Origin of the sequence: Paenibacillus methanolicus (genome assembly GCF_008124765.1) — a bacterium.
GTDB classification, from domain to species: Bacteria; Bacillota; Bacilli; order Paenibacillales; family Paenibacillaceae; genus Paenibacillus_Z; species Paenibacillus_Z methanolicus.
The window spans coordinates 270,558-296,202 of sequence record NZ_VNHS01000003.1 but is presented as its reverse complement, the minus strand read 5'-3'; the positions used below and the strand labels follow the sequence as shown (position 1 = coordinate 296,202).

The 25,645-nt window shown below is 57.4% G+C and carries 13 protein-coding genes; 10 read left to right on the top strand and 3 right to left on the bottom strand.

Going from position 1 to position 25,645, the window contains the following annotated elements; all coding sequences use genetic code 11:
- The first annotated feature begins 171 nt into the window (after nt 1-171).
- The 6 genes from BCM02_RS10180 to BCM02_RS10155 all read left to right on the top strand — a co-directional run bounded on the left by BCM02_RS10180 (nt 172) and on the right by BCM02_RS10155 (nt 13,275).
- Nucleotides 172-4,593 carry a DUF4962 domain-containing protein gene (locus BCM02_RS10180; RefSeq protein ID WP_148928967.1) on the top strand — a complete coding sequence of 1,474 codons (4,422 nt, stop codon included), beginning with the start codon at nt 172-174 and terminating at the stop codon, nt 4,591-4,593.
- Nucleotides 4,594-4,984: 391 nt separating this feature from the next.
- The gene (locus BCM02_RS10175; protein ID WP_148928966.1) at nt 4,985-6,559 is read left to right on the top strand and encodes an ABC-F family ATP-binding cassette domain-containing protein; all 1,575 of its coding nucleotides are present in this window, start codon (nt 4,985-4,987) and stop codon (nt 6,557-6,559) included.
- Between the two features lie 733 nt (nt 6,560-7,292).
- On the top strand, nt 7,293-8,048 hold the full coding sequence (locus BCM02_RS10170; RefSeq protein WP_148928965.1) for a LytR/AlgR family response regulator transcription factor: 756 nt from the start codon (nt 7,293-7,295) through the stop codon (nt 8,046-8,048).
- Nucleotides 8,035-9,324, top strand: coding sequence for a sensor histidine kinase (locus BCM02_RS10165; protein WP_148928964.1), 1,290 nt, complete (start codon nt 8,035-8,037; stop codon nt 9,322-9,324). The genes BCM02_RS10170 and BCM02_RS10165 overlap by 14 nt, the downstream gene beginning before the upstream one ends.
- A gap of 121 nt (nt 9,325-9,445) precedes the next feature.
- Complete coding sequence (locus tag BCM02_RS10160) at nt 9,446-11,491, top strand: serine hydrolase domain-containing protein (RefSeq protein ID WP_148928963.1); 2,046 nt, start codon at nt 9,446-9,448, stop codon at nt 11,489-11,491.
- A 149-nt stretch (nt 11,492-11,640) separates the two neighbouring features.
- Nucleotides 11,641-13,275, top strand: coding sequence for a DUF6138 family protein (locus BCM02_RS10155; RefSeq protein ID WP_246183299.1), 1,635 nt, complete (start codon nt 11,641-11,643; stop codon nt 13,273-13,275).
- A 150-nt stretch (nt 13,276-13,425) separates the two neighbouring features.
- On the opposite strand, the gene arfA is transcribed toward BCM02_RS10155, so the two are convergent.
- Nucleotides 13,426-14,934 (bottom strand): arabinosylfuranosidase ArfA, encoded by a 1,509-nt coding sequence (gene arfA, locus BCM02_RS10150; RefSeq protein ID WP_148928962.1) that lies wholly within the window; start codon nt 14,932-14,934, stop codon nt 13,426-13,428.
- A 149-nt stretch (nt 14,935-15,083) separates the two neighbouring features.
- On the opposite strand from arfA, the gene BCM02_RS10145 reads away from it, so the two are divergent.
- Complete coding sequence (locus BCM02_RS10145; protein WP_148928961.1) at nt 15,084-15,986, top strand: ArsR/SmtB family transcription factor; 903 nt, start codon at nt 15,084-15,086, stop codon at nt 15,984-15,986.
- A gap of 104 nt (nt 15,987-16,090) precedes the next feature.
- Here BCM02_RS10145 and BCM02_RS10140 read toward each other — a convergent pair whose 3' ends face one another.
- On the bottom strand, nt 16,091-16,393 hold the full coding sequence (locus tag BCM02_RS10140) for a hypothetical protein (RefSeq protein WP_187434127.1): 303 nt from the start codon (nt 16,391-16,393) through the stop codon (nt 16,091-16,093).
- Nucleotides 16,394-16,629: 236 nt separating this feature from the next.
- Between BCM02_RS10140 and BCM02_RS10135 the strand changes: the two genes are divergently transcribed.
- On the top strand, nt 16,630-16,938 hold the full coding sequence (locus BCM02_RS10135) for a helix-turn-helix transcriptional regulator (RefSeq protein ID WP_148928960.1): 309 nt from the start codon (nt 16,630-16,632) through the stop codon (nt 16,936-16,938).
- Between the two features lie 580 nt (nt 16,939-17,518).
- Nucleotides 17,519-23,401, top strand: coding sequence for a rhamnogalacturonan lyase family protein (locus BCM02_RS10130; RefSeq protein ID WP_187434126.1), 5,883 nt, complete (start codon nt 17,519-17,521; stop codon nt 23,399-23,401).
- Between the two features lie 93 nt (nt 23,402-23,494).
- Here BCM02_RS10130 and BCM02_RS10125 read toward each other — a convergent pair whose 3' ends face one another.
- Nucleotides 23,495-24,643, bottom strand: coding sequence for a glycoside hydrolase family 88/105 protein (locus tag BCM02_RS10125; RefSeq protein ID WP_148928959.1), 1,149 nt, complete (start codon nt 24,641-24,643; stop codon nt 23,495-23,497).
- 151 nt (nt 24,644-24,794) lie between these two features.
- On the opposite strand from BCM02_RS10125, the gene BCM02_RS10120 reads away from it, so the two are divergent.
- On the top strand, nt 24,795-25,640 hold the full coding sequence (locus BCM02_RS10120; RefSeq protein ID WP_148928958.1) for a helix-turn-helix transcriptional regulator: 846 nt from the start codon (nt 24,795-24,797) through the stop codon (nt 25,638-25,640).
- Nucleotides 25,641-25,645: the final 5 nt, after the last annotated feature.

Sequence of the window (25,645 nt, the reverse complement as noted above, 5' to 3'; positions counted from 1 at the left end):
TTTTAATAGACAGAATATTGAGATATTACGGCGGAGCAATAATCCATAAGGGGGGTGAGAACAAAGACGGAAGTAATCATCGGTATTTCGGGCTGCACCAAGCGGAGTAGATCCGTGGAGTCGAACCGAAAAAAGGCTTTCTCACGCTTCTCTATGAACGGAGGATGAAGGATGAGGGTAAGACGTATCGCAAAGCAGTTGTTAGCTGTGCTTCTTATGGTCGCGTTGTGCGCGCCCGCGTGGTTTCCGAAAGAGGCGGCAGCTGAAGAACCGGTTAATCTGGTGACGAATCCGGGCTTCGAACAGGTGACGAACGGTCAGCCGACAGGATGGATAAAAGTGCCGCGATCAGGCGCTCCCGCCGTAGGCGCGGTGAATGACGGCGAAGCCTATGAAGGGGATTATTCGCTGAAGCTAACTTCCGCGTCGCCTTTCCGGCATTACTACGCGCAGGTGGTCAATGACATCACCCCCGGATCCGCTTACGAATTCTCGGCCTTTATCAAGACGGACAACGCGTTGACCGGAGGCGAGACGCCGGTAAGACTGTATTTCCTCGGTCCCGACGGCGAGTGGTATCTCAAGCTGGAAGGCACCGAATTCGTCACGCTGAACGCCAACCTCACCGGTACGAACGGCTGGACGAAAATAGAGAAGCGGTTCATTGCGCCGGCTGGCGCGACGAGGCTCGTTATCGAGTTGCTGCCGCTTACCGCGCAAGGGGCGTTCTGGTTCGATGCGCAGAAGCTCACGCTATGGGAGCCGGGGGCGCTGGAGCCGGTGAACATGCTTGACAATGCAAGCTTCGACGTAGCTTCCGAAGGCAAAGCGGTCGGATGGAACGAAGTGTCGCGCGTGGCGGGCCCGATCGCGGCCAGCGTCGACGATGCGACCAAACGAAGCGGCGCGCACGCGCTGAAGATCGTCGCGCAGGCGGCAGATCCGGATCCGCGGCTCTCCGTCTATCAGGTCGTCGAAGGGATCGAACCGGGTACGACGTACCGGTTCTCGGCATGGGTGAAGACGGAGAACGCGGCGACAGGCGGTTTCATGCCGGCCCGGCTCTATTTCCTCGATGCCACGGGTCCTTGGTACTTGGCGATGGCGGGCACCTCGCTTACGCCGGTCATCGCCTACTTGGACGGGACGCACGACTGGACGCGTATCGACGCGACCGTCACCGCTCCGCCAGGCTCGGCTCGGCTCGTCGTGGAGAACTTGCCGCATGCGTCCGAAGGCACGTTCTGGTTCGACGACGAGGAGGTCGTCGCGCTGTCTCCGACGGCCAAGGCGTTGGAGCCGTATCGCGACGTTCATCCTCGTCTGCTCCTCGACGACGGCAAGGTCGCGGCGCTGAAGAACGCGATTAAGCCGAGCGGCAAGCATGCGGCGTTATGGAACGAATTTATCGCCTCGGTGAATGCGAGGATGAACGAGAATCCTAGGGAGTATTATGTCGATTCGAGCCCGGAAGAGAATTGGCAGCGGGAGACGGGAAACCGCGCCGTCAATCTAGCCTTTGCTTACCTGATGACCCGAGATACGCGCTACCTGGATGAAGCTGTCCAATGGGTGAACGCCTCGATCAGTTATCCGTCGTGGGGCAGAGGTAATTTTAAAAATAGCGATTTGGCTGCCGGCCATCAGCTGTTCGCGCTCGCCGTCGTCTACGATTGGCTGTACGACGAATTGGATCAAGCTACCAAGGCGTCCATCGTGGAAACGCTGCGGGAGCGGGGCACGGAAATGTATATGCGCGCCGCCGGCCTGCCGTACAAGGGTGAAGTAAGAACGATATTCTGGTCGAACTACTACTTGCAGAATCATATGTGGATCAGCCTGGCCGGTCTGACCGCCGCGTCGATCGCGGTCTTCGACGAAGTTCCGTCGTCGGTGCCCTGGTTCGAATTCAGCCAGGAGAAATTCGCCAAAGTGACGGAAGTGCTCGGCGACGACGGCGCCAGCCATGAAGGATACGGTTACTGGCATTACGGGACGGTATGGGCGGCGAAGTATGCCAAGATGGCGGAGAAGTTCGTCGGCGGTAATATGCTGAAGACCGACTGGTTCAGCAATAATAGCAAGTACGCGGCCTACCTGATGCTGGGACGCGATTATTGGACCCCGCAGAGCGGCCACATCGATTATGGGGATGCCTCGAAGACCAGCTGGTCAGGTCCGGACGCGCTGCTGCGGACGCTCGCCGCGGAGAACGACGACGGATTGGCGCAATGGCTCGCAGCCGAGATAGACGACCGCAATGTATCCACGGTCGATGAGGATTGGCTCGGCATCCTGTACTACGATCCGGACGTGCCCGCGACGCCGCCGGCGGCGCTGCCGACGCTTCATCATTTCACCGACATGGATATGGTCATGTCCCGCACCGGATGGGCAGGCGACGAGAGCGTTCTTTATTTCCGCAGCGGTCCGCCACTCGGGCATGAAGAGAGGGAAACCAATACTTCGCTGCCCGCGATGGATTGGGGTGCGGGGCATGTACATCCAGACGTGAACCATTTCGTGCTGCACGCCAATGGCGAGTACCTGGTTCGGGATGACGGGTACGCGGATAAGCGAACATTCAATCATAATACGCTGCTCATTGGCGGCGCGGGGCAGCTCGGCGGGGATGGCGACTGGTTCAACTACGTGAATGACCGTAAGCGGCTTGAGGTACCGCGTGTCGTCGATACGCAGACCAATCCCGTCTTCGACTATATGGCGGGCGAGGGAGCGGGCGCCTACGATATGGCCGGGACCGGTCTTACGAAGTACCGCAGACATCTGCTCTTCATTAAGCCGAGCACGCTCATCGTCGTCGATGATATCGAGCTGAGCAAGGCGCAGAATCTCGAACTGCGCTTCCATCCGCAGTCGCAGCAGATCGTCGAAAGCGATCCGAACACCTTTCTCGCCGTTGGCGAGACAACCACGATGAAGATGGAGGAGCTGACGCCGAGCGGGACGGGAGCGGCGGTGGAGAAAGTACCATATATTAGCGATGAAGTCATCGGGGGCGAGCGGAAAGCGCTGCGGTTAACGAAGCAAGGCGCTACCAGTTGGCGCAACGCCGTCGCATTCACTTGGGGCGAGGGAAGCGTAGTGCCGAGTGATGTCTCGTTCTCGCAGAATGGCGACGTCTGGACATTCGATACGGGGACGAAGGCGGTCTCGATCAATCTGGCAAACGGGTCGGCCGCGGAAGCGGCAAGCACCTACCAGCCGCAGCCTTCCGATAAGGCGAAGCTGGAAGCTTTATTCGTGGGCGGAGAGCTCGTACCGGGATTCAACCGCGACGAATTCTCGTATACGTATACGTACAATAAGAAGAACCCGACGCCGGCGGTCAAATTTATTAAGAGCAGCGCGGGCAGCGCCGTTACCGTAAGCGGCGACTTAGCGTCCGGTGCGATCACGGCGACGGTCGTTTCGGCGGACGGGATGCAGACGAACACGTATACGGTGACGTTGAACAAGACCGATCTGCTACAAATTTATGGATCCACCGGCAGCGACCATATACCGCCGTACGGTCCGTGGAACGCGTACGACGACGATCCGGTGACGTATTGGGCCGGGAAACGGGATCCGGCACGCGCGACGCCGGACAATCCGAACGGCGACCCGTGGGGCGTGTTCGACCTCGGCGCGGTCAAGCAATTCAACCGGATGTCATACGCCTGGTACGACGGAACGAAGCGGCAGGCCTACTTCGACCTTGAGATCTCCCAGGACGGCGCCGCATGGAGTCCGCTCGGCTCGTTCAATGCGAGCGGCACGACGGAAGGATTGGAGGAGCATGCGTTTGCAACTCCGGTCACGGCGCGTTACGTGAAGCTGTGGGGCCGAGGGACGTCGACAGGCATCATCAACAGCTTACGCGAGATTAATTTCTTCGCGGCTAATCAGACCGTCAACGCCGATAAAACCGTCCTCGCGGCCCAAATTACCTTGGCTCAGTCGCTCGACGAGGAAGCATACACCGAGGCATCGTGGTTGGCGCTGCAAACGGCCTTGACGCAAGCGATCGCGGTGAACAATAACGCCGCGGCGACGCAAGCGCAGGTTGACGCGGCCGCGGCAGCCCTGCAAACCGCCCAAACCGCGCTTGTGCCGTCAGCGACGACAGTCCAGGTTCAGCTTAAAGACAGCAACGGGAATCCGCTCGTTGGCGCGACCATTGGTTACAAGGATGGGGGAGAATGGAAGCCGTTCGGCACCACCGACGCCGCGGGGAACGCTAGCAAGCCTCTGCCGGCGAACGCCTATGAGTTTCAAATCACGTATGAAGGCACCGCCGGGTTCAAAACCCAGCATACGGGCGACGATCCGCTCGTGACCTTCCAGACGGTGAACGTGACGGTGAAGCTCAAGGACGCCCAAGGCAATCCGCTCAGCGGCGGCACGGCCTCCTACTATTCCTCGCAAGGATGGAAAACTCTAGGGGAGTTGAACGGCGGAGAGGCCAGCAAACAATTGCTGCCGAACTACTACAATTTCCTCGTCGCGCACGAGGGGACTCAGCTGAATAAAGAGCAAAATGTCGGCATTTCTCCGATCGTTGAATTCCAGATGGCAAGCGAAAACTGAAGAATGGTGAGCAAGAGTCAGCGGCAGCCCGGGATGGAACGTCCCAGGCTGTCGCTTTTTGATAGATAGGATACGTAAAGCGTGTCCGTAAAGCGGACGAAAGCGAAGGTCAGCTCGGAGCCGCATCAAGCGCGTAACCTTGCAGGATACCACCCCAAAGGCAACCCGTAACGAACGAAGCTCGAACGACAGCCTGTCCGTTGGACAAGCGGGCTCCCCCCGAAAGGACACATCGAAGACGGCCGCGTTACGAGTCACGCTGATTAGCAGAGTCCAGAGGGTGCTAACCTTCTGGTTCCCCTCGGCGGAGGGGGAAGGGGAGCGAGAGGCCGAAAGGGGGAGCGAATATGCTATAATCTCCTTATCCATATGCAAGCAAAAGGAGAATCGCATGAGCGTCATTCGATTAGAGAACGTCACGAAGAAATACGAAGAGTCCCTCATTTTCCGCAATATTTATTTTCGCTTAAGTCAAGGAGAGCGGGTTGGCCTGATCGGGCGCAACGGCGCGGGCAAGTCGACGGTATTTCGGCTGATCCTGGGCCAAGAAGAGCCGACGGAGGGCAACGTGGAGGTCGATCCGCAAGTCAAGATCGGCTACTTCTCGCAGTTCTCGGAGCTGCAGAGCGGTCTGTCCGTTCAGCAAGAGCTGGAGCTGTGCTTCGAGCAGGTGGCGCAGATCGAACGGGAGCTGCAGCAGATCGCCGAGCAGCTCGGCGTCGTCGCAGGCGACGGCGAGATGGATCGTCTGCTCGGCAGGCAGGCGGAGCTGTTCGAGCACATGGAGCATCTGGACGGGTGGAACGTCGGAGTCGAGATCGATACGGTGTTGACGAAGCTGGGCTTCGACGACCGTTCGCGCCATCAGCCGGTGGGCGAGCTGTCCGGCGGCTGGCGCAACCGCGCCGCGCTCGCCAAGATGCTCATCCAGCAGCCGGATGTCGTCCTGCTCGACGAGCCAACGAATTACTTGGACATCGAGGGCATCGCCTGGCTCGAGCAGTGGCTGTACCGGTTCAAAGGCGCGATGATTCTGGTGTCGCATGACCGCCAGTTCATCGACAAGGTCGTGACGCGCACGATCGAGATCGAGAATTATCATTTTCAGGAATACGAAGGGAACTACACCGACTACGTCCGCAAGAAGAAGCTGCGCAAGAAGGAGCTGGACCGCCAGTTCGAGTGGGAGGAAGAGCTGCTGGCGTTGGAAGCGGAGGCGATCGACAGCCGCGCGAGCCGCAAAGGCTCCGCCAAGGACAGGCTCTCCCGGCGATTGGCGGAGAACAAGAAGCGGATCGAGCCGCATCCGGTGAACGTGCTCATCACCGACATCTACGAGAAGCTGCGCTTCCCGGACAAGCTGTGCGAGGTGAAGAAGATCGGGCAAACCTTCGGCGAGCGCGAGATTTTCCGCGACGTCAGCTTCGATATTCAGAAGGAAGACCGCCTCGTCATCGTCGGGCCCAACGGAAGCGGAAAGTCGACGCTGATCAAGGTGCTGACCGGAGAGGCGAAGCCGGAATCCGGCGAAGTGACGTGGGAGAAGGGCGTCGGCTATGCGTATTTCAACCGGATGTGGGAGGAGCTCGATCCGAAGGATACGGTGACCCATGCGGTGAACACGTATGGCTTGGGGCTGGACGCGCCGCGCAAGAAGGTGCATAAGTTCCTCTCCATGCTGCAATTCTCGGAAGCGGACTTGAGCAGGACGATCGGCAATCTCTCCGGCGGTCAGAAGGCGCGCGTCGCGCTGGCCAAGTGCTTGCTCTCGGGGGCGGCCGTCATTATTTTGGATGAACCGACGAATCATTTGGACCTCGCGAGCATCCAGGTCATGGAGCAGGCGCTCATTCATTTCCCCGGCGCGGTGGTCACGGTCAGCCACGACCGGTTCTTCATCGACAAGATCGGGACGAAGATGCTGCAGTTCGATCCCGGGCAGGGCGTCAGCGAGCAGAGCTTGTAGAAGCGCAGGCGCCTCGTAGCCCGGATTGGCTGAATGCTTACCGTTGGCTTCAATGGTAAGCATTTTTTTTGTGCACCTCGAAGGACGCATCGAAGACGGCCGCGTAACGAGCGACGGTACTTCCGGGTGTGCAGATGGCAATGCTGTCAGGTCAAGGAAAAACGGCTGGTGAAACCAGCCGTGGCCCATAATTGACAGTCTTATGTCTTAGGATTGCCTTCAAAACCCACTGAAGCATTGTCCGACAGGACAAAAGCGTGCCCCGCTCAAGCCAACCCGCCGACCGCGAGCAATGGTGGCTTCACGAAGAAGGGAGTCCTGAGCGTTTTCAAAGGAAAACGCACTTCGGGAGCATAGGCTTTGGTTCCCCTCAGCGGTGGGGGCAATGCTGTCAGGTTAAGGAAAAATCGTCCGATGAAGCCAACTAGGGCCTATAGTTAACAGGCTTAAGTCTTAGGACGGACTTCAAAACCCACTGAAGCATTGTCCGACAGGACAAAAGCGTGCCTTGCTCAAGCCAACCCGCCGACCGCGAACAAGTGCGCCCGCACGAAAAAGGGAATCCAGAGGGCGAAGCCCTATGGTTCCCCTCAGCGGAGGGGGAAGGGGGAGGGTGCAACTCAGGGATCGAAATTCGCGTTTCATCCGGAACCTGATTTCCTTGCGATCGGAAGGTTGTATGATGATACATAGCGTCCAAAAAAAGCTGTCGGAAATAAGGAGTGTTCCATTCGTGTATAGAGTGGCGATTTGCGATGACGAGGTCAACCAAAGAGAGTGGATCAAAAGCGTCATGATTGCCTTGTCGGTCAAGGCGGATCTTGATTTTGAAATCGAAATGTTCGGTTCGGGCGAGCAGCTGGTCTCCCATTATGAGCGCCACGAGACGCCGTTCCATCTGTTGATCCTGGACATCGAGATGGGTGGCATGAACGGGATTCAAGCGGCTCGTAGAATAAGAGGGCTGAACAACCTGGATGAACAAATCATCTTTCTGACCAGCTACCCGGACTATATGCTGGAAAGCTTCGACGTCGTGACCTTTCATTATTTGATCAAACCCGTTCCCACCGCCGTCCTGGAGGAGAAAATCCTCAAACTTTGCCAATACGTTCAAGCGCATGACAAGAAGTTCTTGATCATCAAGTCGGGCTATGAAGACATTGTCCTCAAATACGACGACCTGATCAGCATCGAAGCGGCCAAAAGTTTGACCATCAAAAGCAAGCTGCGTTTTACGACGGTTCATCAAACGTATGACAGCAAAGGGATTATTGCGGATTTCGCAGCCGCTCTACAGGACCATCACTTCTTGCAAATTCATCGGTCCATCATTATTAATCTGATTCATGTGCGGAAGTTCGCGAGCGGCGTCGTGTTAATGGTCAATGGGCTGGAATTGCCGATCGGCCGGTCCAAAGTGAAAGAGGTTAAAGATCGGTATACCAAATTTAGGATCAAAAAGGTCGATGGCGATGAGTCTGATTAATGCGCCGGTTATCGTTCTCTTTGTTCTTGTCATCGGTATTCAGCTGAACTTTTTCTTTAATTCGGTATTCGGCAAAGCCGCGAGAAAACAAAACCGGTTCCTCTACTTCCTGATCTACGGGCTGCTCGGCTACCCGTATATCGCGTTGTCGCTTCATCCGGCGATCTACGCTTCGCTGCCGCTGCTGTTCGTCTTTATCGTCGCGCACTCGTATCGCGTCGCCTTTCGCATCAAGCTCATTTTCACGCTGGTCTATGCCGTATTAGTGTCGCTGGCAAGCTCGATCTCGCTTTATGTTTTATACGCGCTGGACGATGTCGACTTTAAGCGGTTGGACGTTGTCGCGCAGCTGGATTCCGCCACGTTGACGAAGCTGATGTTCCTCTGCTGCTTGATCATGTTTGCCGTCATTCAGGTCATACGGCTCGTGGCCAAACGAAGAAGCTTCTCTTTGCCTTACCGGTATTATGCGATTTTTTTGGTCATCCCGTTTCTTAGCATTTATCATCTGAATATTTTAACGTTCAACAGCTTCTATTCCTTCCTCTCCGCCATCGGATTCGTGTTCCTGAACGTCCTGATCGTCTATATCTTGGAGACGATAACGGATAAACTGCAATTCATGCACGAGAACGTTCAGCTGCAGCAGCAAATGGACTACCAGGATGCGAATTACGAAAAAGTCGTGCATAGTTTCAAATCCATTAAAAGAATCATTCACGATACGAATCAACAGTTTCTGTATATTGACGAATGCATGAAGCGCAACGAACTAGAGGCCGCAAGGGAACACATCAAGACGACCTTAAGCAAGATTGAAGGCGCTTATCGGCGGGTGAATACGGGCAATCTGGCCATCGACGCCCTGGTCACCAACACGCTGGATATCGGTCAAGCCAACGGGATCCGCATCGATACGAAGCTTAGCCTAGGTTCGCAAGAAGTCCGTCTCGACCGGTACGACCTATGCGTCGTGCTCGGCAATATGCTGGATAACGCCATCGAAGCGTCCAAACAAATCAAGCTCGCGGAAGACCGGTACGTGCGGATTTACATTCATGTCCAGCAAGACGCGCTTCTCATTCACATCCTCAATCATATGGAGAGGGAGGAGGCGCGTCTTCGCAGCCAAAAGCCAAACCCGGAATATCATGGATTCGGACTCACCAATATCGCCCGAATCTGCGACAAGTACGGCGGTCATATGACCATCGAGACGAAGCATAAACAATTTCATAATATGGTCGTCCTGCCGTTCATGACGAGCAATCCCTAAGCAGCCTGCCGTTTAGGGATTGTTTTTTTCGTTTCGGGGCGATTTCTCATCGGGTCGCTTCTTACCTTGTATGCTGATGTCAGCAAGTCAATCCACTAGAGAAATCCAGGAGGTAGGAGACATGAGAAAGAAAGTGTTGTTATTCATGAGTACGCTGATTGCGGCCGCGCCCGTCGCTTCGGCATCTTCGCAATCGACGGAGGAGCCCGTGAAGCAAACGGCGAAGGAGTTGGCATTGAAGATCGTATCCGACTACGGCGTAAGCGGCATCCAATACGCGCTCCGCGATCACGGGGCCGTTGTCTTGTCGGACGGCGCGGGGGTCCATAATAAAGCGACCAAAGCCCCGGTAACGAAGGAGACGATGTTCGGCATCGGCTCGACGAGCAAAGTGTATGTGACGGCCGCGGCGATGAAGTTGGCCGATATGAAGCGAATAGATATCGATCAGCCGCTGACCGCCTATGTGAAGGATTTCAGAATGGCGGATGAACGGTACAAACAAATTACGCCGCGCATGCTGATGAATCATTCTTCGGGTCTGTACGGCAGCCACTTCGAAGACGGCTTCCTGTTCGATGATCCGGATACCGAAGCCCATGACGAATTGCTGGACCGTTTGCGGACCGGGCGCTTAAAGGCGGATCCCGGGGAATTCTCGGTTTACTGCAACGACGGGTTTCAGCTGCTGGAAATCATGATCGAACGCGTAAGCGGGCTGAGCTACAGCGAATTTCTTCGCACTCATTTTAGCGAGCCGCTCGGTCTTGACGCCACGATGACGCCGCAGGATTCCTTTGACCGCAACCGGCTTGCCCGAACGTATCTGCCTCCGTTGGAGCAGGCGCTGCCCGTAGAGAACGTCAATCTCATCGGAACCGGCGGTCTTTATTCCACGGCCGAAGAGGTAAGCCGGTTCGGGGATATGCTCATCGGCAATCGGACGGATCTCTTATCCGAGAAGTCGGTTAAGGCGATGCAAAGCCACGAGTATCGGAAGGGGATTTGGGTGCCGGAAGAGACCAATTCCTTCAATTACGGTCTCGGTTGGGATGCCGTCCAATTAGCGCCGTTCGAGGAGTACGGGATCACGGCTTTGTCCAAAGGCGGGGATACGACGATGTATCACGCGAGTCTCATTACGCTGCCGGAGCATGATCTATCCATGGCGGTCCTTTCGTCGGGAGGGGCCTCGATCTACAATAGCATTCTGGCAACGAAGACGTTGTTGGCTTATGCCAAGGCCAAAGGAATCATTGACGACATATTGCCCGACAAAACGTTCGAACCCGCCGTCAAAGCCGCCATGCCGGCAGACCTCCAGGCGTTCGCCGGCATGTACGTGACCCGAGGGCAATTGGTCGACGTGCAGTTCAAGAACGGGGAGATCGTGCCCGAGCTGAGCGATGGTTTCTCTCCGCCGCAAACATTCATTTATACGGGTAACGGTCAATTCACAAGCAAAAGCGGCAACGCGAACGTGAGCTTCGAGCGGGCGGACAACGGCAACACGTATTTAAAATTCATCGGCTATGCGAACGTTCCGGGAATCGGCCAATCGGCCATGGCGACGTATTCGCATCAGAAGCTGGATCGCAATCCGCTCGACAAGGCAACGAAAAGAGCATGGGAAGCGCGCAACGGGAAGACCTACTACCCGCTGGATGAAAAAATCACGTCGATCGGCTATCTCGTTCCGGCGTTCATGACTAAACAAATCGAAGTGAATACCGACTACGGCTATGCATCCGGCACGAAGATCATCAGCGGAAATAAAGCCGTCAACGTCGCCCAAATTCCGATTATGCACGGAAGAGACTCGTTCGATTTGAACTTCTATACCAAACACCAAAGAGAGTATCTGACGATCGGCGGGCAAGCTTACATCCGAGAGGACGCGATGCAGACCTTCACGCTTGGCAGCGGCTCGATCCGCCTCCACAATGATCAGGCGGCCTGGTTTAAGATCGACAAGAAGTTCGCGAATCGCGAGCTGATCGTCAAGACTCCGGCCAGCGGAGGGTTCGCCGTCTATGATGCGAAGGGGACGACCGTGCACTATTCCAAGGTGCACCATAAGGATTCCATCGTGCTGCCTGAAGGCGGAATTATCGTCTTTGGCGGCAAGCAGGGCGATGTTTTCAATATCAAGGTGAAGAATAAGTAGGTTCAGAACATGGCGCGATAATGGACGAAGGTTATCCCGGCGCTGGTACGCCTTGTACTTGTTAATTGAATCTAGCGAATTGGAATTCGCGCGAACCATCCACTATACTAGAAACGAGGTTATGCTGAGAAAATATACCGGAGGAGGAAATGATGGACAAGGCGGCCGAACAGCTATTGGATCAGATCTGGACCTTATTGATGTCGATTTACGAGAAAGAAAAAGCGAGAATCGCCGGCTTGAAGGGGCTCGGTCCGCTTCACCCGGGCATCATGGATTATATGAAAATCAGCTTGAAGCGAAGCCATTCCAGCTGGGAGCCAAGCGAGATCGCCCTTCATCTATACGAGCCGCTCTCCTTCAGCGACGACGCGTACAGGTTGGAGGCCGGCCCCGAACTGGATGAAATGTCCGACGACGTGCTGCTCCATGCGTTCTTTCCCGAATGGCGGTCGCGGGTGGAGGCGCTATTCCTATCGGAGGACTACGGCGCGCATTTCTTCGGCTATCGCATGCAACTTGTAATGGAGATTCAGTCCGAGACCGAGACCAAGGTTCATCGGGAGGATCTCCGCAATGAAGCGAAGCTGGAGAAGCTGAAGCAGCAGCTGAACCGATTCATTGAAACCAAGGTGTGGAAGGACCCGCCGGTGCTTCCGTCGGAGAACGATGATTTCTTCTTCGCCCGACATCTGATGAATCCGGACCTGATGGCGCAAGAGCCCGACGTGGTCGAACCGCTTCATCGCCGTCTGGTCGAGAAGATGCTCCCGTTCCCCAAGCGGCTGGAAAAGTGGCGGTACGCGTTCGTCTCGGCATGCAAGGAATGGGCCGAAGAGCGGTTTCTGGACCGGTATTCTGAACGTACCGGGCAGTATGAGTTGGAAAGCGAGCTGTTCCCGGACGACGAACGCCCGACGATCCAGCCGAGCGAAATGGCATTCTTCCTCTATATCGCGTTGCAAATCGGACCAAAGGAGCCAGACACCCGCAAACGGTATCTCGACTACGCTGTACTACTCGGTTCCGAGCAAGCTGCGGCCTATCTGACGGAAGGCAGCGGACAGTTCGCCGCCAGACATACCGGAAGCAGGATGTCCGGCGCGTGCAACGACGTGCTGCAAACGATTGAGATTCGAATCGGCGCGGAAGAAGAAGCGGCTTACCGGGAAGCGCTCGACTATTTGTGCGGTCTGCTGCGAGAAGGGTTTCCGCGAGGATACCAGCTGAAGCTGAAGAGCGCGGCGAAGCATTGGCTTCCGGTCGCGAGCTTGGCCAAATCCAAGCTGCATCAGTTCTTCGCCAATGCCCTGCAATATGAAGCGCTGCACCCGCTGATCGCGGACTATGCGGAGCTGGCCATGAAAGAATTCGAATGGTACGGCGATGTGGAGAGCAGCGTGAAGTCGGTCATGCCCGGAACGTACGCGGTCTTCGGGCTGGGCTTGGTTAGCGAGGCGTACTTCCCGCTCGTTCGCCGCTATATGGAGATCGTCGACAGCGAGCACCAGTCGGCGCAGGATAAATATGCGGAAGCTTTCGTCGCTCGGCATGGCGAGACCGTCGCGGGCATGCCGACCCTAGTTGCCATCGTGCTTGGCGCAAGCGACACGGCCAAACCGGTCAAAGGGATCGCGATCGATACGCCGGAGCTGGCGGAGGCGCTGAACCGGGCGCTCGCGGATAAGCCGGATCATCTGCGTGAAGCGGTCCTCTACCGGTTGTTCGGCAGCGAGAAGAAAGGGCTGGCGGTGCTGAAGCAGGCGGCGTCCCTGCGGAGTTAGAATGCAATCATTTGCCAATATAAATTCTTGTAGTTAAACAAGAGACGACTCCTTCAAGGTGATGGAGTCGTCTCTTTGCGTTCGCCCTGACATGGACTAGCCTACTGCCGGCCGCTTGTGCCAATCGTATGCATTCCTCGGTTGTCGGAACTATTTCGTCACTTGCAGACGAATGACGTTCCAAGAGGCGCGGCTTAATAGGGCGGTTACTTGGCCTTGATCGACGGTGGTCTGTCCGCCGGATCTCGGCACGACCCGGTTAGGGGTCTCCTTGGTGTTGACGGCTTTCAAATTATCGTTCTCGAGCACGAGATGCTCGATCAGGCGAAGCGTGCCGAAGCTGCGGACGTCGACGTCGAGCGCCATCGCTTCCTCCAGATGCCGGTTGACCGCGAAGATCGTCAGCTGCTCCGTCGCTTCGTCGAATACGCAGACCGACTCGAGGTAAGGAACATCCGTGTAGTCTTTGGAGTCATATTTCGGCGAGTCGACGTTTGATAGAAGCACGGTTCCCCGGCCGTAATTGGATGCGTGCAGGAGCGGGTAGTAGGTGGACTGCAACCATAGCGGCCCGCCCGTCTCCGTCATGATCGGCGCGATCGTATTGATGAGCTGCGCGATGCACGCCATTTTGACCCGGTCGGCGTTCTTCAAGATCGTAATCAGGAAGCAGCCGACGGCCAGCGCGTCTTCGTGCGTATACACATCCTCGAATTCGGGCGGCGCGATCTGCCAACGCTCGTCCGCGCGGCTAGAACCGATCGAGTTCCAGACATTCCATTCGTCGAGCGACAGCATGATTTTCTTCTTGCTGCGTTTCTTCGCCTGAACATAGTCGCAGATGGCGGCTACGCTTTGGATAAACTGATCGAGATCGAGCGAACGGGCGAGGAAGTTCGCCGTATCGCCCTCGTTGTTGTTGTAATAAGCGTGCAGCGACAAGTAATCGACTTGGTCGTATGTCAGATCGAGTACGGTTGCTTCCCAATCGGCGAACGTCGGCATGCTGCGGGACGAGCTGCCGCAGGCGACGAGCTCGATGGAAGGGTCCACCCATCGCATCGCTTTGGCCGTTTCGTTCGCCAGGCGGCCGTATTCCACGGCCGTCTTGGCGCCGATCTGCCACGGTCCGTCCATCTCGTTGCCGAGGCACCACGTCTTGAATCGATGCGGCTCCCGGTAGCCGTGCGCGATGCGAAGGTCGCTCCAGCGCGAGCCGGAAGGGTGATTGCAATATTCCACGAGCTGTCTGGCGGCGTCGATGCCTCGCGTTCCGAGGTTGACGGCCATCATCACTTCGGTTCCGGCCAGCTTGGCCCAATCCGCGAATTCGTTCGTGCCGACCTCGTTCGTCTCCGTCGTCCACCACGCCAGCTCCAGCGAGCGCGGCCGCTCCGACTTGGGACCGACGCCGTCCTCCCAGTTGTAGCCGGATACGAAGTTGCCGCCGGGATAGCGCACGATCGGCACACGGAGGGCGCGGATCGCTTCAAGCGCATCCTGACGGAAACCGCTGGCGTCCGCGGTCGGATGGCCGGGATCATAGATGCCGCCATAGACGGCCCGTCCCAGATGTTCGACGAAGGATCCGTATACGCGGGGATCCACGGCGGATACCGTGAAATGCTTATCAACGAGCATGTTGGCGCGAATTGTCATCGTAAAGTCCTCCTAGGCATTATATGGATTAAGTTAAAAGCGAATTCTTAATATTGTGTTTCCCTAATATTCGTATCATAATAGAGATTAACAAACAATATCGAACTTTAGGATTCGGTTAAAACGAAATTCAAGGAGGGGGTTCGTGTATGCGATTATCGACCGATGGCACATCATTGCGCGTCTATGAGGCGCTGGCTAGCGAAGTGCGCCTGCGCATTATCGAGAAATTGTTCGAACGCGAACGACACGTCAAGGAGCTGGCGACCGAGCTCTTCCTCAGCAATGCGGTCGTCAGCGGTCATATCCGAAAGCTGGAGGAAGCGGGGATTGTGGGGAGCCGCATGATTCGGGTGGATAACGGAACGTACAAAGTATGTTTCGTGAAGGCGGAGTTCATGCAGGTCAAGCTATCGCCCGAAGCGCCCGTCTCCTTGGGCTCCCATGAGTTATCCATTCCGCTCGGGCATTATACCGATTACGAGGCTTGGCCAACCTGCGGGATCGCCACGACCAAATCGGTCATCGGCCAGTATGACAACCCGGCCTGTTTCATGGACCCGGAGCGGGTGAACGCGGGCATTTTGTGGTTCGCCAAGGGATGGGTGGAGTATAAAATCCCGAATTATTCGCAGAAGGACCAGCGTCTGCAGGAAATCGAAATCTCGCTCGAGATCGGTTCGGAAGCGCCTCGGGTGAACGACAATTGGCCCTCCGATATCCGCTTCTACATCAATGACAAGCCGCTTGGCGTCTGGACGAGCCCCGGCGACTTCGGCGATACGAGGGGGCTGTTGACGCCGGAATGGTGGCATTCGGACGTCAATCAATACGGCTTGTTGAAGGTGCTTCGGATCAAAGAGAACGGCACGTACGTCGACGGGCAGCGAATTTCCGGCATCGGCCTTCGCGATTTGGCATTGGACGCGGTCAATTGGACGTTCCGAATCGCGGCGGAGGATACGGGCGGCGGTAGAGGAGGACTGACGCTGTATGGCAGAGGATTCGGCAATTACAATCAAGATTTGGTCGTCCGGAGCTATTATGCGTAAGGAGACGGCGAAAGGTGAGGGGGCATAGGTCTCCGAGCGTTTCCGTGCAAAAGACATCACGGCAAGTCGTCGCCGTGATGCCTTTTTTACTTTCTTGCTCGCCATTAATCCCATGACCGATAGACTTGCCTAACCTCCCGGAACGCTTGCTTTGGCTTGCGATTTTCGTTCACCAAGCCTTTATTATTGAAGCTGCGCGCCCGGTCGCGGAAGTGCAGGCCATCGCTCTTCAGATCGGTCTGAGCGCCCGCGAACTGCCAGACGTAAGCGCCGGCGATGTTCGGATCGTTCCGGAAAATAGTCAGCGCTTCGGTCACCAGCCGAGCCTGATAATCCTCGCTGAACAATCTCGGCTCCCAGCCGACGTCCCCGAACAATCCGGCGCCGCCGAATTCGGTCATCAGCACGGCTTGTCGCCGGCCCCCATCCGTTCAGCCCGTTCGTGAAATTGCGTCAACATCGTTTGAAAACGATCCACGTCGCCCTCGTACTTGCGGTAACGTATTCATTTCGTGATCGACAAAGTCACGTTCCCCGGCCGGGAAGATATACGGAATTTGGTGAATGTGCACAGCATGTACTGGATCCACGAAGGAGAAGGAACGTTCCTGACGACCAAATTCTGCTGCACAAGCTGCATCGGATGGAACGGGCGGAGTGGAGCTTCGCGGATTCGGGGACGTTCGCCGCCTTCGAACAGATCAAGAAACAGTTGGAGGACGGCTGCAAGGAAAGCCTGCGGATCGAACAGCTGGCCGCGAATCATGGCATTTCGGCTTCCTATCCGCGCAAGCTGTTTCTGAAGCATACGGGCAGAGGTCCCAAAGAATATCAGATGCAGGTTCGCAACGAGCTGGCTTGCCGCTACCTCGCGTATACGGATTACCCGATCAAGGAGCCAAGCGCTTACAAGGGCGAGAGGAGGAGCGGGGAGGACAATGGGGAAAGGTGAATGCAAACCATTCACTTATATCGATCACGAAGTGGATACGTTAATCAAAAACAAAGCAATTGAAAACAGGGGCGTCCCGGCGTCATCTATTGATGACCTAAGGGACGCCTCTTTCTATCGACTAATCGCGGCAGGGGGACGTTAGTTCGGAGCCACGACGATATTATCGAACACGGCCGTCTGGTCGAACGTACGCAGTCCGACGTAGCCGCTGGACAACCCGGAGTCCGTCGCGCTGCAGCGCATTCTAGAATACCGTTCATACAGCTGCGCCGAACGGACGTCAATTTTGCTACAGTCTATCAAATTTGATACAAAACGTATCTAATACTGCGCCATTCCGGCCTTAGAGTCAAAAGTGACCATGGATTATCAATACTAACGATTTACCGAAGGAAGAGCGAAGCAGTACGATGACTCTAGCCTCGCCGGCCTCAGGGCCGCGAATCATGCTGAAGAGCAAGTCGCCAGGAGGTGGAACTTTCAAAATTGTAAGCGCTTCACAGTTCGGTTGAGCGCTCCGGCAGCAGGTCCAGTCACGATCGGTTCACGATTGGAATTTCGGAAGAGGAGTGAGTTCATGGGTACAAAAGCGTTATCTCGCGGCAAATCGATTTGCGCGATGGCATTATCCTTTATGATGGTAGGTTCGGCGATCGTCGCGCCGGTTCCCGGTCATGCGTCTGCGTCCGCTTCGGACATTCTGCCTGCGCGTCAGGCGGAGAATCTAGGTCGAGGCTTGGTTGCGGTCTTGACCGATAACGGCGTCTTCTTAAGCTGGCGTTATCTTCATGCGGATCCGGATGCAATCGCTTTCAACGTCTACAAGAACGGCAATAAGGTGAATCCGACGCCGCTTAGCGACGTGACCAACTACGTGGATACTACCGGCGCGGATAGCTCGCAATACCAAATTTCCACGATCATCGCCGGCAAGGAAGAGATGCAGCCGGAGACGGTGTCGGTGTGGCATAACGATTATTTGCCGATCCCGCTCGATAAGCCGGCCGACGGCAGAACGAAGGACGGCGGCACCTACTCCTACACGGCCAGCGATGCGTCCGTGGCGGATGTGGACGGCGATGGCGAATACGAGATCGTCTTCTTATGGAATCCGACGAACGCGAAGGACAACTCCCAAGCCGGCTATACCGGCAACGTGTACATGGACGCGGTGGAGCTGGACGGCAACAAGCTGTGGCGGATCGACCTCGGGGTCAATATCCGGGCGGGCGCGCACTACTCGCCGTTCTTGGTCTACGACTTCGACGGCAACGGCAAAGCCGAGGTCGTCGTCAAGACGGCGGACGGCACGAAGGACGGCAAAGGCAACGTCATCGGCGACGGTACGAAGGATTACCGCAACGAAGGCGGTTATATTCTGTCCGGACCGGAATATCTGACGCTGTTCGACGGAACGACCGGAGCAGCCGTCTCCAACGTTGCGTACGAGCCGCCAAGAGGCAACGTGAGCGATTGGGGCGATGGCTACGGCAACCGCGTGGACCGCTTCTTGGGCGCGGTCGCTTATTTGGACGGCAAGAAGCCGAGCGTCGTCATGACCCGCGGCTATTATACGCGCACCGTGCTGGCTGCTTATGACGTGGTGGGCGGCGAACTGGTGAAGCGTTGGGTGTTCGATACGAACGAAGCGGGCAAACAATATGAGGCGCAAGGCAACCACGGGCTTAGCGTGCTGGACGTCGACGCGGACGGCAAGGACGAAATCATGTTCGGCGCGCTTGCGATCGACGACGACGGCAGCTTGCTGTACAGCACCGGACTCGGCCACGGGGATGCGATGCATGCCGGCAAGCTGGATCCGACCCGCGACGGCTATCAGATCGTCAGCGTCCACGAGCATACGAACGCCGCCTACGGCCTCGAGATGCGCGATGCCGCGACGGGCGAGATCCTATGGGGCGAGTTTACCGGCAAAGACACCGGCCGCGGCATGTCGGCGGATATCGATCCGACCTATCCGGGCTACGAGTCTTGGGCGACCACCATCGTCGAAGGTCAAATGGTGCCGCTGACGAGCGCTTACGCGGCAAACGGCGAATCGATCTATGGGGGAAGCGTGTCGCCGAAGAGCGCCAACTTCGCGATTTGGTGGGATGGCGATCTCGGACGGGAGTTGTTCGACCATGTCTGGGACAACGGCACGGGCAAAGGCATCCCGGTCATTTACAATTGGGATTACGAGAACAAGAAGCTGGATGAGATTTTCCGGGCGCAAGGGGCGCTGACCAACAATAGCACGAAAGGCAACCCGGCGATTCAGGCGGATATTGTGGGCGACTGGCGGGAGGAAGTGCTGGTGCGCAGCGAAGACAGCACGGAATACCGGCTGTATTCGACGACTATCCCGACGGCTTACCGGATTCCGGCGCTGATGCAGGATCCCGTGTACCGATTGGGCGTCGCTTGGCAGAACGTCGGCTACAATCAGCCGCCGCATACGAGCTTCCATATCGGCTTCGGCGAGACGACGTTCCCGAAGGCGAAGCTGGAGCTTGTCGGCGGTAAGGCGACGACCGAGTCGGTCTACCGCTTCGACTTCGGCACGGAATCCGCCGCAGACGCGACCAACGTGCAGGATACGCCATATGCGGAAGGCGCGGGCTACGGATTCGTGAACACAAGCGGCATTTCGGTGGGTGCGGAGAACGTGACGGTTCCAGCCGACGGCAAATTCGCGGTTGATTTGCCGAACGCCAACTACAAGGTGACGGTCAAGCTGGGGGATGACGCGAAGGACTCCAACGTCGGCGTCAAGTCCGAGTTCGTCCAGAAGATGGCCGTGACGAGCGTGAAGCAGGGCGAACCATTGGTCTATTCCTATGACATCGCGCTGGTCGACGGTCAGCTGGAATTCAACTTCTCCGGCGCCGCGATCCACGTGCAGGAAATCGCGATCGAGAAGTACCCGGCGAAGACGGCCGGCGCCGCCAAGACGGTCTACATGGCCGGCGATTCGACAATGCAATCGTACAGCGCCATGCAAGCTCCGCAAGAAGGATGGGGGCAGCAATTCGGCCGTTATTTCGCCAATGGCGTCGTCGTGGAGAATAACGCGATCGGCGGCAGAAGCAGCAAGTCGTTCATGGTCGACGGACGTCTGGATACGATCTTGCGCGAAATCAAGCCGGGCGATTACTTCTTCATCTCGTTCGGCCATAACGATGCGAGCGCGGGCATTCCGGAGCGGTATGCCTCGCCAGCGGACTACAAAACGTATCTGGCCCGTTACGTGAACGGCGCGAAGCAGCGCGGCGCGACGCCGGTACTGCTCTCGCCGGTCGGGCGCAGAGATTTCAACAACATTACCCAAGAGTTCAACGTAAGCTTCCCGGAATACGTCCAAGCGGCCAAGGAAGTAGCCCAGGAACAGAACGTGGCGCTGATCGATTTGAGCCAGCTCAGCATCGCGCAATACAACAAGGTCGGCCTAGCCGCCTCCGAGAAACTGTTCCTGTACGCGAATCCGGGTCAATATCCGAAGTACCCGAACGGCGTCAACGATAACACGCATTTCAGCGGCTACGGCGCGCAGGTGATTGCCGGCTTGGTCGCGGGCGCGGTCAAAGGCATGAATGTCGGGATTTCGCCATACGTCATCGATCCGGATCTCGTTGAGCCGGAGCCGGAGCCGGAACAGCAGCTGTATGAAGAAAACTTCGAGGGCGATCCGGCCGCCGTCCAATATGCGATGGTGAACGCCACCGGCATCGCGGGCACGATGACGGGAACCGTCGTGGAGCAAAGCGGCGGCAAAGCGCTGTCGGTCGTCGGCTCCGGGTCGGGCAATCGCGCGAAGACGTTCCGGCTGTTCGATGCCGTGAACGGGGATATCGTCCATGTAGACTTCGACTGGAATACGGGCAATGTGGGCGCGTCCCCGTCCGAAGGCCATCTGTCGCTGCAGGATGCGAACGAGAATTTGATTCTGACGTTGTACACGACGAGCGGCACGAACACGCCGATCGGCTACTTCCCGGGTCACTACGTGCCGGATTACGGTACGGGCACGACGGCCATTCCGGGGGGAACGGCAACGAATCTGACGAAGAACCAGCGGGTGAACGTCAAGGCGGACATCAACTTCGCCGAGAAGACGATTGATTTGACGTTGACGAGCTTGGCGGACCCAACCGTCACGCAGACGATCGCGGACATTCCGATGAGCGCCGGCACGGCCTATGCCGATAACGTTAGGGCGCTGCGTTTCCTCGGAACGAGAAAAGGCGGCGGCGGCACGCTCAACTGGACGACCCAGATCGACAACGTGCGCATCGAAGGCGAGAAGCTGGCTGCGACGGCAGGCGATCAGACCGCCCTTATCGCGCTGCATGGCGAGGTCAAAGCGATGGAGCTGTCGGCATACACGGCACCGTCCGTCGCCGTGTTGAATAAGGCGCTGGCAGCTGCCGAAGCGATCATCGGCACGGAGGCGACTCAGGCGCAGGTCGATCATGCGTTTAATATGCTGACCGTCGCGAAGGCATCGCTTACAAGCGAACCTGCCGGCGACGTTAACGCCTACCGCTTCGATTTCGGTTCCGGCACTGTAGCCGAAGGGTACGCGCAAGTCGACGCGAAGCGCGCTTACGTGGAAGGCAATGGCTACGGGTTTGCCGACACCGCGCTGGTCTTGGACGAGAACCGCGGCACCGGTAACGCGCTGACGGAGGATTTCGCACGCGTGAACGGCACCTCTTTCCTGGTCGAGATGGAGCCGGCCAATTACCGCGTCACCATGACGATCGGCGACGCGACGGAAGCGACGAACGCCGGCGTGACGGTCGAGCAGATGGCGAAGCTGCCGGTTACGACCGTGCCGGCGGGCGAGTTCAAAGAGATTACGTATGATATCGCGCTCATCGACGGCGTCTTCAACTTCGAGTTCGCGGGCAATACGCCGAAGATCAACGCGCTGACGATTGAACGTCTGCCGGGCAACGGCGCGGGCGAGAAGCCGGTGATCTACTTGGCGAGCGATTCCACAGTGGCCAATTACGCGGAGAGCTATCGTCCGCAAGCCGGTTGGGGCGAGACGCTGGGCAGCTACTTCGATCTGGAGCAAGTGGCGATCGACAACCGCGCGATCGGCGGGCTCAGCAGCAAAACCTTCCTGGCGGGCGGCCACTTGAACGACATCCTGCTCGGCATTCAGGAGGGCGATTATCTGTTCATGCAATGGTCCCATAACGACTCCACGCCTTCGCGTCCGGAGCGTTATCTGACGCCGGAGCAGTTCAAAGTGTATTTGAAGGATTACATCAACGGCGCGGTGCAGCGCGGCGCGATTCCGGTGCTCGTCACGCCGGTGAACCGCCGCGACTTCACGGGCGACACGTTGAACAAGAGCTTCCCGGACTATGTGTCGGCGATGAAGGCCACGGCGCAAGAAACCGGCACGCTGCTCGTCGACCTGAATCAGGCGAGCTGGGAATACTTCCAGCAGCTTGGTACGGAAGGCACGAAGGACATCTTCATGTGGGTCGACGGCAAAGAAGACAACACGCATCTGCAGATGAACGGCGCCGTCAAAGTATCCGAAATGGTGGCAAGACTGGTCGGCGAGCTGAACATTCCGCTGTCCGACTTCGTCACGCTGGAAGGCGAACTATCCGGCGCGATTGCCGGCATTCCGGCCAGCGTGGTCGGCGGCTCCAAATTTAATACGGATTACAAACTCCGCAACGTCGATGAGGGACTGTACGCGCAGGATATCATGGTCACCTACGACAAGGACGCGCTAGAATTCGTCTCGGCAGTTTCGCTCGCGGAAGGCTTCCAGCTGCTGAACGTGGAATCGGGCACGCCCGGTACCGTCCGCATCATTGGAGCTTCGGCTGGAGATAGCGGCGCGATTGACGAAGACACGACGCTCATTCGGCTGAATTGGAAGGCGAAGGAACTGGGCGAGACGGCTTCCGCCGCGATCTCGATCGCGGGCACGGCCGCGACGGGCGCCGGCGCGGAGAAGCCAATCGGCGCAGCTTCCAAAGCGGTGCAAATTCGGGTAGCCGCGGACAAAACCGCGCTCGTCTCGCTGCTCGTCAGCGCGCAAACGCAGTTCGACGCCGCGCAGGTCGGCGCGAAGCCGGGCCAATATCCGCAGCAAGCGAAGGATGCGTTCGGCGCGGCCATCGCGCAAGCGACGGCGGTAACGGCGGACGAATTCGCCACGGCGGCTCAGATCGCGCAGGCGGTCGACGCGCTGACGGGTGCGATGAACGCGTTCGCGGCATCGGTCGTCGTCGCGCAGCCTGGCGACACGAACGGGGACGGCGCGTACACGATCGGCGATCTCGGCATCGTCGCCGCCGCGTACTGCAAGACCGCCGACGATGCGCAGTGGAGCGCGAAGTACAAGAAGTACGACCTCAACGAGGACAATGCCATCGGTCTGGAGGACCTGGTTATCGTGGCGCAGGGGATTCTGACGAAGCCGTAATGAGGTAGCTCTCTAAATACAGCGCAAATAGCGACGCAGGATACAATAACTGCGTCGCTATTTGCCGTCTTGTTCTGTCTCGGCGTTCCCCGGTCAATGGTTCAATAAATCGCCTGATCCCCTTAGCTTCGCCAGGTTCATCTCCGCGCACATGAGAATGAAGGCGCCCGCGCCATGCAGATCGTTCTCGCTCGTCGGACGAGCGATATAATGGGCATAATCGCCGATGCCGGTGCCGATGCAGATCCGGCCGATAATGAGGTGCCCGCGTTCATCGTAGGTTAGCGTATCGATAACGCCTTCATACCCCTTCCAGGCATGGTCCATATAAGCGGCATCCAGGATCCCCATGCGTACGGCCTTGGCGATGGCGTGCGCGAACAGGGAGGTGCAGGAGTTTTCCGTCCAATTATCCGGGCGGTCGCCCTTGTCCACGACTTGGTACCACAAGCCGGTTGCTGCATCCTGGTACTTCGCGAGGGCGATCAACAGGTCCCGAACAATGTTGACAAGCTGCGGCTTATCCTGGTGATCCTCCGGCAGATGCTCGAACATCTCCAGCAGCGCCACCGGGTACCAGCCGATCGCGCGGCCCCAGAATTCCGGCGCGAGCCCGGTGGCCGGGTCGGCCCAGGAAGCTTGCCGCGTCTCGTCCCATCCGTGATACAGCAGTCCGGTGGCCGGGTCCTTCGTATGCTTCTCCATCAGAATGGCCTGATAGTTCATCAGATCGAAGTAGTCCGGATCGCCGAACGTCTTGCCGAACTGCACGGCGATCGGCCCGGCCATGTATAGGCTGTCCAGCCACATTTGGTTCGGATAACGTTCCTTGTGCCAGAAGCCCCCAGACGGGTTGGTCTTCCAATCCTTAAGCGGCGGAACGAGGTCGTACAACGCCTTCTTGTACCGCTCGTCGCCTGTCCGCTCGAAGAGCGGGAACAGCAGCACGCCGGGTTGAATATCGTCGAGCTCATCGGCATTGCGGTTCGAGATGCGGCCGTCTTCCGGTACGTGACTGTCCACCCAACGCTTGATGTAATCGTAGTAGCTGTCCTTTCCGGTCTGCTGCCAGCATTTCATCATCCCCGACAGGAATACGCCTTGATGGTAGTGGAAGCGGTCCGGCGGCAGATTCTCCGGTTCGAATTTGGCCATCAACGCCTCGCAAGCCTTCTCCGCCCATGCCAGGGGAGACGGCGCCTCCTGCGCGCGAGCTGCGGATGCGGGTAACTTCGCATTCATCCTATACATGCCTCCTTCCTAAGATAGCTTTATCGTAGCACCGGGAATATGTACATAAATTGCGCGAATGAACGATTTTTTCTTATATCTTGCGGACAATGGCCGCTTATAATGGAGTCAGGAGCAGGATTGGGAAGGAGGCGGGCGAACGATGAACGATTTTCATTACGAGAATGGCGCGGGGATGTTCGGCGTCTCTTACCGGAAGGCCAAAAGCCATCATATGCCGACCAGTCATTTGCATGGCACGTACGAAGTCTACTGCCTGATGTCCGGCCAGCGGGAGTTCTTCGTTCAAGACCGGACGATCGTCATGCGCGAGGGGGATATCGTGATCGTCGCTCCCCATGTGCTCCATCGGACGACGAATGCGGCCATGCCGGAGCATGAGCGGTTGATCGTCAACATTCATCCGAGCCGGGCGGGGATGACGGAGGGGAGTCTTCCCGACGTGCTGCTGCCGCTGGCGGAGCGGGCATATCTCGTCGTTCGCTTGCCGCTCCACGAACGGATCTCCGTCGATAGTCTGACAGGCGGGATCAGACAAGAGATCGCGGAACGGAAGCCGGGGTTCGAGCATTATGCGATGACCTTGACCCAGCAGCTGCTCATTCGCTGCTGCAGGCATATCGGTCAGGAAGCGACGGAACCGCCGGCCCCGCTAAGTCCCATGCATGAGCGGATTTCGGAAATCGTCCGCTACATTAATGATCGCTATATGGAGGAACTGTCGCTGCAGCTGGTGGCCGACCGATTTTACGTCAGTCCGTATTACTTGAGCCGATTCTTCAAGGAAGCGACCGGATTCACGTTCGTGGAATACGTGAACGGCGTCCGGATCAAGGAGGCGAAGCGGCTGCTGGAGGAGAGCGCGCTGAAGGTCGGGGCGATAGCCAAGAAGGTCGGGTTCGGCAGCGTGACGCATTTCGGCCGCGTGTTCAAAGAGGCGACCGGCTATGTGCCCCTGCATTATCGGAGAGGACGGCCGGAGCCATGAATGTA